Genomic DNA, 12,898 nt, shown 5'->3' with positions numbered 1-12,898 from the left:
GGCTGAGTCCTGTAATGTACAGAACTCAGCCCTCACGGCCTTAGCCCAAACCTGTCCAACTTTGCGGGGTCAGTTCATGTGCCGGGCTTTTTTCTTTATCGCAGCAGCTCACTTTCTGTCGAATCGCAGGAATGTTATTCTCGTATCCTGTGGCCGGCCTTGGTTCTCATATCGTTGATATGGAAGCTTCTGATAAGCAGAAAAAGCGAATCCCAAGGAGTCCATGAGCAAGATGTAGTCTTCTGCGTTCCTGTTGAAAACCGGCGGATCGCCATCTCTCCGCCATCTCGTGTCCATAAGCTCCGCAATGACCACCCTTTCTCGGCGCTTCACGATTTCTTCGAGCAGCGAAGGAATGGCCTCGTCAGAGACATGCAACAGGACTGTGTAGATCATTGCGGTCGGCGCATCCGGATATTCGATTCCATGATCCGTAATACGAATACGGTGTCCGGGTAACGCTTTCCTTGCTTGCGAAACGGCATTCGGGTTGATGTCGACGCCGATGTATTCATCTTTGTTGAACAGCGCTGCTATTCGTCCAACCCCGCAACCAACTTCCAAAACAGGGAATTTGCCACCGATCGTGTCTCGCAGCACACGACCAACATCAAATCCTTCAGGATACTCAAGCCCGATTTCTGGCTTGATGTGTCTCGTACCTTCAGAAATCCAAAATCCTTCTTCCACAGTTCGCCAAAGTCGATTATCCAAACGGTCGCGTATCCCAGCTTCCGTGTGGCTTATTGCCCGGGTATGGAGAGCTCGTCCGTCCGTCTTCGAGGAGCGTGAAGCTTGCCAGTGCCTGACCACCGGAGCGGAGAATTCCGCGGCGTCGGCAATCTGAAGGTATGACCTCGGCAACCAGACGGTTTTCAGCGGATGGACACTGCTAATGTCGCACCACGCCGAGCACAGGTGCTCTTGGTCCCAAGTCTCGGGATCAGCTTCGCAGCGCAGCAGCCACTGATCGATAAGCTTCCCAGCAAGATCCGTCTTTCCGAAGAAGATCGTGCCCGACGCGAACTGCCACCCCTGGTCTGATGCTGTCTTACCATGCCACTTGTGCACTGCAAAATCGGCGTCTAGTGTCGCGAAGAGGTCGGGGCTTGCTTCAACCGTCGCATCTGCATCGAGCCATACGATCGGAACCTCAGAAGCAAGCCACTTATCACGAATGAACCGTGCTTTGTAAGCGCAATTCAATTCCCACGCACCAAAACTCTGTATGGGGTCGAACTCATATTCGACATTGAATCGGTCGAGACATTCCTTCAAGCGCGCAGCCAGCCCAGCATATTCATTGTCGCTTGTGAAGAAGCAGACGACTTTGAATTTCCTCTGAGCGAGGAGCGGTGAAAGGCTTCCATAGACGTTAGCCGCGGGTCGACCGATGGCAGCATTGCGACCGATGAATCCAGTTTGATTAAGGGCGCGGACCGAATGTTCGACGCCCTCGGGAACTAAAGTGGCATCGGCGAACTGGTCGAGAAATCCGTACTCTTCGATGAAGTCCGCCGGCCAAGGGGACGGCCCGCTCCGTTTTGTCAAGCCGAATCTATTCAATAACTCTTGCTGTAGTCGTTTCAACATGGTGTTCATTCTAGCGAGACTCAGGTTGGGCGCAGAACTCGCAGAATCTTACTTTATTCTTCTGATCCCGAGGTTAGAGCGCATGCGCCGCGACACGCACGAAGCAGATCTGCCCCGCAGCAGCATCATCGATGTGACGATGCTACATGCAACTACTACTGCCTGATTCGGAGGAAAAGATGACAGTGAACGAGAAACAGAAATGCCAGCACTGTGCCCAGCGTGGCGTGGTTGGAAATTACGGCAGCGGATTTCTGCGGTGCAATGTGTGCTCCGGAGGCGGACGACGGAACGCCGATTGAATTGGCCGTGGTTCCCTTGACCAAAACAGTGTTCGTTCCGGACGGAATCACCGGATTGAAGGTGAGTACCTTACCGCTGAGCGTGCAGTCGAGCTGCGGAACGCCATCGCAGTACACATCGATGTTGTTGATTGATCCGTAACTGCCCGTGAGCGTCAGCGACGTGGTCGATCCTGCGACGAAGTTCGTGACAGCGAGAAACGTCTCGACCGCTCGGTTCACCGACAGAGCCGTGCGCAATTGCGCGATCGTCCCTTTGACGGTGGCACCCGATTGAGTCATGAAAAGATAGTCGGCGTCCGAAAAGCCAGTCGCAGACGGGAACGCCGGAAGTCGAATCCCTGCCCCTGTGGTCATCTCTTATGGTCCTGAAAAAGCAAATCCCGCGCAAGGCGGGATCGGTGAATTACGCAGCGGCCGGTTCGTCGGGGGTCCAGTGGCTTGCGCCACCTACTCGCACGCCGGCCCACATGAGCCAAGCGCGCCATTTCGCAACGCCAGTGAGAAGAGACGCCTCTTTTAGGACGGCATCGGCGACCTCACGCGCGACCGGGTGCGTCGTGTAGAGGAAGTCATGCACCACCGACGCGAGCGTGCTGGTGTCGCCGCACAACCAATAGACGAGCGGCGCGCGCGGCACGGACGCGTAGTCGGTGACGAAGCCGGGCGGCACGACGAAAGTCTCACCGGCAATGTCCGACTCGTAGACGAGTGGCGCGGTAAGCCGCCATTTCCCGTCATCTGTGCCGCTCGCGTTCTCGACGTGCAGATCCGTCAGGAACGCGCTCATTGCGCGCTCGCGATGGCCGTTGCAATTGCGACCTGCGCCGCAGTGATCGCGATCTCGGCAGCCATCTTCTGTGCCTGGTCGAGCGGCGACAGATCGATGATCCGAATGAGCGACGGAATCGCCTGATTCGCGAGCGCTTGAACGTCGGTAACCGAAAGCGTGACCGGCGCGCCGTCCGCCGTGTTTGTGGCGAATGCGCACACCTTTGAAGTCGCGGCCGACGCCTGCGAGAGCTGCGCGATCGAATCGGCCGACAGTTGCGATTGCATCGCAAGCATCGAGCTCATGAACGGCTGCACGACGGCGCACTGCTTTACGACCTGCTTCTGCAGATTGGCGAGCGCGTCGCTCGCCGGGACGGTTGTCACTGTCGAGCATGCGGAGAGAACGAGCGCGATTACGCCTGCCGCGAGCAGCATGATGGTGCGTTTCATGGTGATTTCCTTCGAGGGTGGAGATTACTTGCCGAGTTTCGCGGAGACGCCGAGGCCAGCCAGAAGCGCGGCCGCGCCTGTGCCGTATGCCTGCATGTCGAACGGCTTGCCGGTGACTACGCTGAACACTTCGAGCGCGAGTCCAACAATGACGGCGACAGCGGACCACGCGTAGGCCGGTTCGAGCGTCACGTTGTCGTCGCCGGTGACCAGCTGCAACAGTCGCTTGATCATGGTCAGAGGTGCTCGTGGTGAATGACTTCGGTCGGCGTGAATTGATACCCTTCTTTGCCGTACCGTTGCGCGACGAAATACGGGAACGGCATCCAGTGGATTCCCTCGTTTTTCCCGCGATGATGGTCGGCGCACAGCAGAAGACCGTTCACCGTTTGATCGTCGACGAACGAATACGGGTCGTCAGTCGAAAATGTCGACCAGTCAAATGCCTGCGCAAACTTGCCCCACAATCCCGCCTCGCAGTCCTTGCGGAAGCGATCCCAGTCGATCATGTTTGCCAGAGATCGCTCGATCGGATGATGATGCGACTCCAGCGGATGTCCGCTGTCTTCTGCCGTGCGGCCGCACACCGCGCATCGCCCGCCCTCACGCTCGACAAGCAGCTTCTTGGTGCGAGCAAACAGCGCAGTAGTCGTGCGCGGCTCGTGGCCGGGCAGAAAGACATCCACCTCGCACGATTCTTTCTGTTCGTGAATTTGTTCTACGCTCATGCAATCCCCAATGCGCGCTTGGCCGCGCCGTACAGCGCGAGCCGTTGCTGATACCCGTTCGGCATTGCGGAACTTGTCGCGCTGCCAAGGTTGATCACCTTGCTGATCTGTAGAAACTTCTCAGCGTCGGCGTATCCGTTCAGGCCGTGATTGGCCCACCACCAGCCCGCCGAGCTCGCCGCGTTCGCCGGCTGCTCGAGCAGCTCGGGATGAGTGATCAGGTCAAGGTCGAGTCCGATGCTTGCGAGCTGGTAGTTCCGGCGGCCAGTGATCTGGATGAGGCCGCGGCCCATGAAGCGCTTGCCGTCGCCTGGCTGCGTGTTGCCGAGATCCGCCCGTCCCTCGTAGCGCGTCTGCGCGGGGGTTGGCCCCCAGATTTCGCGGGCATAGATAAGACCGCCCGACTCGTGGCCGATCTGCGCGAGGAACGCGGCCACGCGGCGCGGCGTGTTTATCGCGAAGCGGTCGCACGTCGCCTGCAGATGCGGCAGCCATTGCGCAGCACGAAGCTGCGTCACGCCGGTGCCGGCAGACACGATCGTCGAGTTGAGTTCCATGTCAGTCCAGATTCGGCCACTTGCCGTGAGCGAGCGCCCAGATAACACCGCCGACCGTCAAGAACGGCCCGAGATAGATCGCGGCGCTGCGAAGGAAGCGCGCCATGCGCGCGAAGAACGTCGCGCTCTGCCCCGCGCGATTGAAGATGTCGATCAGCGCCCGGGTGTTGCTTTCAATCCGAAGGGATCGCTCGTCCGCCGATTTCGTCAGCGCCGTGTTCTCCTCAATGGACTTGTGGACGGCCTCGAAGCGACGGTCAATCTGCTCTTGGAAGTCCTCGAACCTCTGGTCGATCATCGCGAACCGCTCCTCATTGCTGGGTCGGCGCTCCAGGTGCGCGGGTGGATTCAAAAGTTGGCCCCGTAAAAGAAAAGCCACCCGTAGGTGGCTTGTTGGAAATCGCTTTGCCGGTTAACCGGGCATGAAAAAGCCGCCTCAATGGGCGGCTACTGGTCCAAATCCGAGCACAGCAAGCCATATTCGACTGCGTGTTACTATCCGCCGTTGATAAAGCGTCCGAAAACGATAAATGTCATCGCAACAACCACAGGCTCAAATCCCGAATCAATCCCCCGAAAAGATAGATGCATTGACAGGGATTCGTATCTTCGCCGCCTTATCCATCTTCATCGGCCATTTACCTGAATACGTCGTTCCGTCTGCGACGTTCAGACCTTTCAATTTGGGCGGAGCCGTACCCCTATTTTTTGTACTTTCTGGTTTCATCCTGACTGTGGTCGGAATGCGCGGTCGTTCTTGGGCCGACTTTTTCGTCGCTAGATTTGCTCGGATCTGGCCTGCGCACATCGCATCATTGATTCTTCTATTCCTCGCCTTTTGGCCGTGGAGCGAGGTTTATTTCACCACAACGCTATACGTTCAAAGCTTGGTGCTGAATATCGGCTTGCTGCAGGACTGGTTTCCGGTGCTCGACTTCTATGGCGGCTATAACTCCGTGTCGTGGTCCCTTTCCGCAGAGATGTTTTTCTATGCGCTTTTCCCATTCCTTGTAGCGTCGGCAATCCGCAGGCCGGTCCTCCTGTTCATCGGAACGACCGCCATCATCTCGGGTTCTCTCGTAGCCATACCGATGATTTTTCCGTGGGCCGATGTGGGCTGGTTGAAATCGATGAATCTGGTCGCGGGACTTTTCTCCTTCCTCGTCGGTGTTTTTGCCGGCCTGCAGCAAAAACGATACAAACACCTCACGCCACGGCTCGGCTACTTCACCTGGTCCGTCGTAGAAGTTGCAGGAGTTGTCTTCGCCCTGAGCGCCAATGCCTACATGTCCGAGCACTCACGAACGCCTTACATAGGTCTCTCCGGTCTCTTGCATGGCAACGCCGCTGCACCCGCTTATGCGCTGATGATCGTGATTCTGTCGGTTTCGCGCGGATGCCTGTCCCGCTTCCTGTCGAGCAATGTCATGGTCTACCTCGGCGAGGTAAGCTTCGCGTTCTACCTCGTGCATCAGATCGTGATCCGCTGTTACGTCGAGCGCGTGGACGTCCTAAAGCATTGGCCACAGTCAGTTCAATTTTTGGTCGTCGCCGCTGTCAGCCTCTTGCTTTCTATGGCGATGATGCATCTCGTCGAACGACCGGCACGCGCCGGCATAGTCCGAGCTTGGAAGAGCCGTCATTCATTTCAGATGACGGCATCCGGTGATAACCGGTCCCAATCGTGAATAGCTGAGACGGCATCTGGATTACGTCCCAGGTACAGTCGGCCAGACTGGTGACGCCTGCGTCAGATCAACGCGATTGACAGCCACGCGATATTGCTTCCACTGCTTAAGGAGAGCTGCTTCTGCATCAGTAGCTTCGTCGAGATCCACGGCATCCTGAAGCGGCGCGATCGCAATTGCAGCTTGCGCGAGCAGTGCGTCCCTCACTGTCGAGTTCGACGCGAGGATTTCGGCCGGACCGGGTTGATAGGGAACCGGCGCCGCGAACGTCGATCCGTCGAATGTCCAGCCTTGCTCAGGCTTCGGCTCGACGTCTGTGACATCAATCAGCGTTGAAACGAGTTCTTGCGTATAGCGTTCGTCTATCGGCACTTCCTGACCTTCCGCGTCCGTCAGAGGGTCAATTATTTCGACGACAAGGTTGCCTTGCAGCCGTGCATAGATCCGCATTACAGACTCCCGAATTCTTCAACGATAATGATGGCGTCGCCACCCTTTCCGCCCGCCACCGCCGCGACGCTCGGCCCGATCCATGTTCCGCCGCCCCCGCCGCCGTAGCCGGTAGCAGGCTGGCCCGCGCCCCCGGTCGATGCAACGCCACCGCCGCCGAGCACGGCACTTCCGCCTAATGCGGGCCCGATGACGCCGGTGGAAATTGGCAAAGCTACGCCACCGCCATTCCCGACAGTATTGATAATGTTGCCACCGGTGCTCGGACCCGGAACACCTGCACCGGTAGGCGCAAACGGTGGAGCGGACGGGCCTGCCTTGGAGCCGCCCAAGCCACCAGGCGCGCTGATCAGCGCCCCGAACGAAGCAGTCGACCCGTTTGTCCCTACAGCACCAACGGTGCCGGAAGGACCGACTGGCGCAGTCACGGTCACGCTCGATGGGAACGTCGTGAAAAAACCTTCGCCATACGAGCCGGAGGAACCCCCCGAGCCGATTGATACCTGACCCGATCCTGTCGCCGGTGCCCCACCGCCAGAGCCGCCCGGTCCCTGCACGCGAACACGAATCGCTGTGGTGCCGGCGCCTTTATTCCACGTGAATGTCCCGCCCGTGTATGAAGTGACGCGGAGCAGTCTGCCAGGCGTCGCGTTCTTCAGATTTGCGAGCAGCGTCGCCGTGGTGCCGTCATCGACCGAGTTCACGCCGGTTTCGTCGGCGATAAATTGCGCCAGAACAGCGGCCATGATGCTCGACTGCCGCCACGTTTTGTTCAGTGCCGCGGACTGAGCGACTCCGGACGAATAGCCGTTGGCGATGGCTGAGAGTGCTGCGTATGCAGACTGCGACAGAACGTTCGCAGATCCGCCAACCGCGAACGGAAGGAAATCATTCGTTGCCATTTATGCTCCGTGATGGTCAGGCAGCGACGCCCCATGCGCCGACGTCGAAACCGGAAATCAGATTGTTCTCGACGTCGAAACCGAACAGCGGGCCGCCTGGATTCGATGTCACGAAATAGCCGTCGATGTGCACGGCTTCGGGCTTCAGCGGGATATATCCGCCGCGCAGCAACGCAAGGAAGATTGCGCTCGGCACGTTGCCGGCGATGCCATATGTGATGGACATGTCGCCGTTGTCTTGTATGAAGACGTACGTCGACAAATCGCTATATCCGACCAGTGGAACGGTCTGGCCGGTAGTCTCGTCGTACACAAGGACCTGCGACCCATCCGAAAGGAGGATTTCTGGATAGGAGATGTCTGTCGAGAAGATCAGCGCCAAAACTGCCGCAGAACCCTCGAGCGTTCCGTCCCAATGATTCGCCGCAATTCTGGCGCGAATCAATAGGCGATAGGTGTCATCATCGAGCGATGTGACACCGGAAGACGGATCAAAAGGACCCTGCCACACGCCCTGATCGAACCCGAGTCCTGGCGTGTCGAGCGAGAAGTAGACGCCCGTAAGAGGCGTGTTGACGTTTCGGGTCACACCAACCCACAGCCCAACAGCGTCGAGCTGTGCGCCAACCGCTGAATCGAGATCAAACGAAGACGGTGTCGCGGCGAGCTGGTTCTGAATGTCAACGAACGCCTGCGCGACGCCGCCGATCATTGCCATGAAATTCGGCTTGTCGGCATGCTCAGACGTGACGAGGCCGGTGTAATCGGTAACGTCGGCCATAGATCAGGAAACCGTGAGAGTCACACTAGCCGGCGCGCAAGTCGCAGACTGATTGAAGGCCAGAGGTACGTCAGGAGACCCTGCGCCGCCCGGGCCCGTGAGCGTGAGCGACGCAATCTTGAACGTGTTGCCGCCGCTTACCCCCTTTGCTGCCGCGATGCACGAGTCCCACTCGACGGCGTCCGCGGCCCCGCCGCCGATTGCTACAGAATTCACGTAGTCGGAGATCGCCTGCTGAACGGCCTCGCCGACTACGGATGAATAGCCGGATAGCGCTTTCAGCGAGACCGCTACGGTGATCGCTTGCGTCGTCGGACGGTAAAAGTTGATTGGATGCGGGATGCCGTAGACATCTGTCACCGTGACAGTCGTCGTTCCGTAGGTGCCGCCGCCGGGTGTCTTCTTTGCTGCGATGGCGTTTGCAATCGCGGTCGAGTCTCCACCCTCCACGACCAGCGAAATCGTGTGCGGCGGTAACGTGTTTGAATCCGTCAAGTTCGTGTCGTTCTCGTATGCCGCGTAGCGCGTGACGCCCGAGACCCCTGCGACGGCGCCGATGATGCCGGCGAGAACCGTAAGAGATGGGATCGCAACTGAGGTCGTCTGGCGCTTACGCAGCGCCGCGTCTGTCTCGACAGACGCGCCGGGATCCGCGTCGCTCGCTGCCGTTGCAGTCTGCCAGCCGCGCGTCGGCGTCGAGATCTGCAGCGTCGTGCCCGATGCGAGCGTCACAGCGCCGTCCGTTTGGCACGTTGCCGTCGCCACGACAGAGCCGCCAGAAGGAATCAGCACGCTCGCCGGGAGCACCCACTGATTCGAATTCGCGTCCGTCACGATGCCGTTCGTGATCGTCGTGCCGGCCTGCCCGACGAGCGTCACGTCGACGGTCGATTGCGACGATACATTGCGCGCGATGCCATTGATCTTGACGACGCTCGACAGATTCGCGCCCTGCGCAGTGGCCGGAGAAAATGCGTTGTAGCAGGCGACCGCGCCGTTGTTGCAATCGTTGATCGCAGAGGCGATCGTCGCAATCCATTGCCCGTCTTGGCTATCAGGCGTCACGACGACGTCGGAGCCATAGATGCTCTGGAACGTCGCGATCAGGCTTTGATAGACGTCATTGAACGAGGGAATGGAAATCCCCGCGCTCGTGATAGTCGGGCCGAGCGTTGCGAGAGGGTAAGTCGCCATCAGAGAGCCGCCGTGATTGTCGTTTGGCCGTAGATCGTGTCGATGGTCGCCGCCACCGTGAAGGCGCGCGTCGATGGATCGAAGACGCTGGCGTAATCGGCGATGCCGGTTACGCCCTGCGTTTCGAGGATGCGTTCTTGCACCGCGAGATCGCGCGTCGCCGCTGTTCCGGTTCCCAGGATCTCAGTCGCGTACGGCGTGCCCTCCGTCGTGTCGAGGAACCATTCGCCCGTCGAAAGCTTGAGCCGGGTCAGCACGAGCTGCGCGACAGCCGCAGGCGAGTCGACGAGGAAGTTCGCCGAGCCATGGCCGAACGAGTAGTCGCCGTTTTCGTCGAGTGTTCGATAGCGCATCAGACGACCGATCCTGTTTGACCTGCGCCCGTGGTGACGCCGGTGTGCTTGTGCGATTCATCGATCCGGTGTCCGTTAGCGGAAACCTGACCGGTGAAATTCGTGTTGCCGTTGATCGCCATCGCGGTCGGAGCGCTGTTCGCGTTCTGCACATTGATGATTCCCGTCACCGTGACGGCCGGCGTGTCGAGCGTGACTCCGCCCGGCGCCTTGACCTTCACGACCTTCCCGGACGGGTCGAGATCGACGAACGTCGTACCGTCGTTGCTGCGCAATTGCGTCGTGCTCGTGCTGACGCCGCTGATCTTCGTTGCCTGCGAGAACGGCCCGAGAATCGCGAAACCGTCCGACAGGTCATGCATTCGCAGCTCCGCCTGCACCTGAACGCCGCCTGACTGCCATCACGCATCGATGCAGCGCGACGAGAAAACGATCAGCGCCTCATCGCCAGCCGCGACCGGAAACGTCAGCGTGCAGCCGCCGCCGCGGGGAAAGCAGACTGGAACGTCGACAAGCAACGGAAGCGTCACCCACGAAGTGCTACCATCCTGCGCGCGCACCTGTGCCTGAATGGCGGGTTGCGCAGTGCAGGTCAATGCGCTAGCGTCGAAGCTCTGGATGATCGCGGGGAGCGCCGTCCAGAGTCCCGCCTGGTTGCCGCCGAGCGCAGCGCGCAGCGCGTCTTCAAAGTTGGCCGAGCGTTCGGTCTGGAGCATTGGATATGAGAAAAATCAAAATAGCCGCGATCGCGGCACTGGCCGTCGTTCCCACCTTGGCGCTAGCTGATCAGAGCAGCGACGCGCTATCGAGCGCTCTGCATCCACCGAGTCCGGTTTCATCCAGCCGGCCCAATGAGTCATTACCGATCTACCTGAAGACCGGCTCGCTGATCTGCCAAAAGTGGCAGCAGCTTCGCGGCACTGCCGAAGAAGCCGCACGCGCGCCAGACTCGGAACAGGAGCGCATTGTTCGAAACAGAAACTGCGCCGTTGTGCCGGCGGACACCCGCGTCGCGATCATCAAGACCGATCCGAAGTCGTGGGACGGGGCGGCTGAGAAAACTTATGGCTTCGCGAAGGTCAGCTGGCACAGCCAGTTCGGCGATGATTCCGGATACGTCGGCGTCGGCGCGCTTCGGAACTAGCCTGCCGCCTGTACCGAGTTGCCCGCGGGTACGGACGTGTCGACCGCCAAGCAGATCAGATCGCAATACCACTCCTGCCCGCGCGTGTCGCCGATGAACTCCGAGACCAGCACGCGGTAGAAGCCGGCGGCCGTCGTTTGCGCTGCCGCTGACAGGCCGGTGTACGAAAGCCCCTGCTGCTTAATCGTCAGCGTGTTGATGTCAGCCTGCGCGATCTGCACGAGGCATCCGATTCGTACCAGCGGGTTCAGCAGAATGCGCGCGTGCACGCCATCTTCGGTCGCCTCCGGCACGCCGATCAGCCCAGTCGTCGAAGAGAGCACAACCGCCTCGCCGGGCCGATAGCCTGTGACGGGCACTACCACTGCCTGCCCGTTCTGGATGCTCCAGCGAAAACCGTTCTTTGCGGCCCAGTCTCGCGCGTAGTCGCGCGACATGCCGAACAACACCTTGCCGCGCGCGAGCGCCTGAGCCGGGATTCCGCCGACCAGACCGTTGACGTCCGTCGCATATGGCAGCTTCCCAGCATCGGCGTTCTGCTTCGTGATCGAGTCGAGGATCTGCTGCGGCGTGCTGCCGGCCGCCAGAGTCTGATTGACCATCCCGAAGTTGTAGAACTCGTCTCCGTCCGCCGCCCAATTGTCGAGGAACGAATCGACGTTGCGCTCTTTCCCGCGCACGAACTGCTTGATCGTGCCTTGGAAGATGATTCCGAAATTGCCCTTTTCGTATCCCGCCTGCAGCGTGATCGTCGTGAACTCGCCCTGAATCGCCTTCACAGTGGAAGGCGCGAGGTTGTACACGCGCACGTAAAGCGTGTTCGGTGCCTGAGTATCAGCCTGCCGCACTTCGAATCTGAATCGAAGCTGTGAAAGCTCGAGACCCTTCGAGCCGCTCGAAACGATCAGCGTCGCCTTCCGTCCGAATTGATCGCTCATGAGGTCACGAAGTAGAGATGCCCTGTCGTACCGATGTTGTCGAACGTCGGCACCGCATCGGGATCATGGTCTGTCTGAACCACCAGTTTTCCGGTGAAGCCGAGATACCCGTACTGCCCAAGCAAATCGACGCCCGTCACGAGCGGGATGCTTCCGACCATCGGGTTTCCGGTCGCGTCCGCAATGTCCAGCATCCACGCCGCGGCCTGCACGTTCCAGCGAAGCGTCATCTTGTAGGTGACGCCGCCGAGCGCGATGCTGAACGTCTGCGGTTTGGCCGACAGCGGAATCTCGTATGCGGTCATGGAAGTGCTGTCACGTTGATGTTCGGCGCAGGGACTGGCGAGGTCACCCCTGCGTCTTCAGGCGACGCGGTGCTCGCCGGGTTCGACATGTTGCTCGAATCAGGAACCGTCACCGTCTGGGTCTGTGCCATCAAAATCTGACGCATCACGATGCGGATCAGCATCGAGTTTTCGGTGTCCTTGTCCGTGGTCGTGGACAACGATTTGACGAGGCCGCCGGGCACATTCGCATCAAGCGAGCGAAGCAACGGGGCAAGAAGCGCGGCGAGGTGATCGAGCAAATCGAGATCACGCCGCAGATAGCCGCGCTGATCGCCCGGCTGAAAGTCGCGCGCGCGGCGCAAAAGAATGAAGAATGCCTCTACGTGTTTCCGAATCGCTCGGGCACGGCGTACACGCAGGCCGGATTCAAGACGATGTGGCAGAAGCTGATGGTCGAAGCGATCAAGAAGAAGGTGATCGCGCACCGGTTCACCTTCCACGACTTGCGCGCCTACTACGTCACCCAGCACAAAGCAGAGCGCGGTGCCCTGCCCGATCTGCACGCTAACCCCGCGACGACCGCCCGCGTCTATGACCGTTCGAGGGTCGTGAAACGTCGTGCGCTTTGACTGTATGGATGCACAGGATATGCGTTTTCACGTATATCGTAGGCATCCACCTCGGTTCCCAAAATGGGAATTTTGGCGGGAATCAAAAGAAAAAAGGCACTGGATAAAATCACAGTGCCTTTCTCTAG

Annotated in this window: 21 protein-coding genes; 3 read left to right on the top strand and 18 right to left on the bottom strand. The window is 59.4% G+C overall.

The genetic code is table 11. From position 1 onward, the window contains the following. Positions 1-108: 108 nt before the first annotated feature. The 8 genes from NCS58_RS06945 to NCS58_RS06910 form a co-directional block, all read right to left on the bottom strand. The gene (locus tag NCS58_RS06945; protein WP_250538177.1) at positions 109-1,602 is read right to left on the bottom strand and encodes a class I SAM-dependent methyltransferase; all 1,494 of its coding nucleotides are present in this window, start codon (positions 1,600-1,602) and stop codon (positions 109-111) included. A 146-nt stretch (positions 1,603-1,748) separates the two neighbouring features. Further along, complete coding sequence (locus tag NCS58_RS06940; protein WP_250538176.1) at positions 1,749-2,252, bottom strand: hypothetical protein; 504 nt, start codon at positions 2,250-2,252, stop codon at positions 1,749-1,751. 49 nt (positions 2,253-2,301) lie between these two features. Further along, entirely contained in the window at positions 2,302-2,685 is a 384-nt protein-coding gene (locus NCS58_RS06935; protein WP_250538175.1) for a DUF1353 domain-containing protein, read from the bottom strand. Next, complete coding sequence (locus tag NCS58_RS06930; RefSeq protein ID WP_250538174.1) at positions 2,682-3,119, bottom strand: hypothetical protein; 438 nt, start codon at positions 3,117-3,119, stop codon at positions 2,682-2,684. Before NCS58_RS06930 ends, NCS58_RS06935 begins: the two co-directional genes overlap by 4 nt. A 24-nt stretch (positions 3,120-3,143) precedes the next feature. Then, positions 3,144-3,353, bottom strand: a complete 210-nt coding sequence (locus tag NCS58_RS06925) for a hypothetical protein (protein WP_250538173.1) — start codon at positions 3,351-3,353, stop codon at positions 3,144-3,146. A gap of 2 nt (positions 3,354-3,355) precedes the next feature. After that, positions 3,356-3,847 carry a hypothetical protein gene (locus NCS58_RS06920; RefSeq protein ID WP_250538172.1) on the bottom strand — a complete coding sequence of 164 codons (492 nt, stop codon included), beginning with the start codon at positions 3,845-3,847 and terminating at the stop codon, positions 3,356-3,358. After that, positions 3,844-4,404, bottom strand: a complete 561-nt coding sequence (locus NCS58_RS06915; RefSeq protein ID WP_250538171.1) for a glycoside hydrolase family 19 protein — start codon at positions 4,402-4,404, stop codon at positions 3,844-3,846. Before NCS58_RS06915 ends, NCS58_RS06920 begins: the two co-directional genes overlap by 4 nt. 1 nt (position 4,405) lies before the next feature. Next, positions 4,406-4,756 (bottom strand): hypothetical protein, encoded by a 351-nt coding sequence (locus NCS58_RS06910; RefSeq protein ID WP_250538170.1) that lies wholly within the window; start codon positions 4,754-4,756, stop codon positions 4,406-4,408. Between the two features lie 178 nt (positions 4,757-4,934). Here NCS58_RS06910 and NCS58_RS06905 point away from each other — a divergent pair, with 178 nt between their 5' ends. Continuing rightward, on the top strand, positions 4,935-6,092 hold the full coding sequence (locus NCS58_RS06905) for an acyltransferase (protein ID WP_250538169.1): 1,158 nt from the start codon (positions 4,935-4,937) through the stop codon (positions 6,090-6,092). A 21-nt stretch (positions 6,093-6,113) separates the two neighbouring features. On the opposite strand, the gene NCS58_RS06900 is transcribed toward NCS58_RS06905, so the two are convergent. From NCS58_RS06900 to NCS58_RS34340, 7 genes are read right to left on the bottom strand one after another with little or no spacing between them, the layout of a single operon-like run. Continuing rightward, entirely contained in the window at positions 6,114-6,542 is a 429-nt protein-coding gene (locus NCS58_RS06900; RefSeq protein WP_250538168.1) for a tail fiber assembly protein, read from the bottom strand. Then, complete coding sequence (locus tag NCS58_RS06895) at positions 6,542-7,444, bottom strand: hypothetical protein (RefSeq protein ID WP_250538167.1); 903 nt, start codon at positions 7,442-7,444, stop codon at positions 6,542-6,544. Before NCS58_RS06895 ends, NCS58_RS06900 begins: the two co-directional genes overlap by 1 nt. A gap of 16 nt (positions 7,445-7,460) precedes the next feature. Next, on the bottom strand, positions 7,461-8,225 hold the full coding sequence (locus NCS58_RS06890) for a DUF2612 domain-containing protein (protein WP_250538166.1): 765 nt from the start codon (positions 8,223-8,225) through the stop codon (positions 7,461-7,463). 3 nt (positions 8,226-8,228) lie between these two features. Further along, the gene (locus tag NCS58_RS06885) at positions 8,229-9,419 is read right to left on the bottom strand and encodes a baseplate J/gp47 family protein (RefSeq protein WP_250538165.1); all 1,191 of its coding nucleotides are present in this window, start codon (positions 9,417-9,419) and stop codon (positions 8,229-8,231) included. Beyond that, positions 9,419-9,772, bottom strand: coding sequence for a hypothetical protein (locus tag NCS58_RS06880; RefSeq protein WP_250538164.1), 354 nt, complete (start codon positions 9,770-9,772; stop codon positions 9,419-9,421). Before NCS58_RS06880 ends, NCS58_RS06885 begins: the two co-directional genes overlap by 1 nt. Continuing rightward, on the bottom strand, positions 9,772-10,134 hold the full coding sequence (locus NCS58_RS34345; RefSeq protein ID WP_311766298.1) for a hypothetical protein: 363 nt from the start codon (positions 10,132-10,134) through the stop codon (positions 9,772-9,774). The genes NCS58_RS06880 and NCS58_RS34345 overlap by 1 nt, the downstream gene beginning before the upstream one ends. Before the next feature lie 39 nt (positions 10,135-10,173). Further along, entirely contained in the window at positions 10,174-10,488 is a 315-nt protein-coding gene (locus NCS58_RS34340; RefSeq protein ID WP_311766297.1) for a Gp138 family membrane-puncturing spike protein, read from the bottom strand. 5 nt (positions 10,489-10,493) lie between these two features. Here NCS58_RS34340 and NCS58_RS06870 point away from each other — a divergent pair, with 5 nt between their 5' ends. Beyond that, positions 10,494-10,916 (top strand): hypothetical protein, encoded by a 423-nt coding sequence (locus tag NCS58_RS06870; RefSeq protein WP_250538163.1) that lies wholly within the window; start codon positions 10,494-10,496, stop codon positions 10,914-10,916. Here the strand turns inward: NCS58_RS06870 and NCS58_RS06865 are convergent. From NCS58_RS06865 to NCS58_RS06855, 3 genes are read right to left on the bottom strand one after another with little or no spacing between them, the layout of a single operon-like run. Further along, positions 10,913-11,854: a phage protein gene (locus NCS58_RS06865; protein ID WP_250538162.1), complete on the bottom strand. Its 942-nt coding sequence runs from the start codon at positions 11,852-11,854 to the stop codon at positions 10,913-10,915. The two genes, NCS58_RS06870 and NCS58_RS06865, sit on opposite strands and share 4 nt — an antisense overlap. After that, entirely contained in the window at positions 11,851-12,159 is a 309-nt protein-coding gene (locus NCS58_RS06860) for a phage baseplate plug protein (protein ID WP_250538161.1), read from the bottom strand. Before NCS58_RS06860 ends, NCS58_RS06865 begins: the two co-directional genes overlap by 4 nt. Continuing rightward, positions 12,156-12,440, bottom strand: coding sequence for a hypothetical protein (locus NCS58_RS06855; RefSeq protein ID WP_250538160.1), 285 nt, complete (start codon positions 12,438-12,440; stop codon positions 12,156-12,158). The genes NCS58_RS06860 and NCS58_RS06855 overlap by 4 nt, the downstream gene beginning before the upstream one ends. Here NCS58_RS06855 and NCS58_RS06850 point away from each other — a divergent pair. Beyond that, on the top strand, positions 12,429-12,770 hold the full coding sequence (locus NCS58_RS06850) for a hypothetical protein (RefSeq protein ID WP_250538159.1): 342 nt from the start codon (positions 12,429-12,431) through the stop codon (positions 12,768-12,770). The two genes, NCS58_RS06855 and NCS58_RS06850, sit on opposite strands and share 12 nt — an antisense overlap. The last annotated feature ends 128 nt before the right edge of the window (positions 12,771-12,898 follow it).

Origin of the sequence: Caballeronia sp. INML3B, from assembly GCF_023631305.1 — a bacterium.
GTDB classification, from domain to species: Bacteria; Pseudomonadota; Gammaproteobacteria; order Burkholderiales; family Burkholderiaceae; genus Caballeronia; species Caballeronia turbans.
The sequence above is the reverse complement of the archived record's forward strand: the minus strand, read 5'-3'. Positions and strand labels throughout refer to the sequence as shown.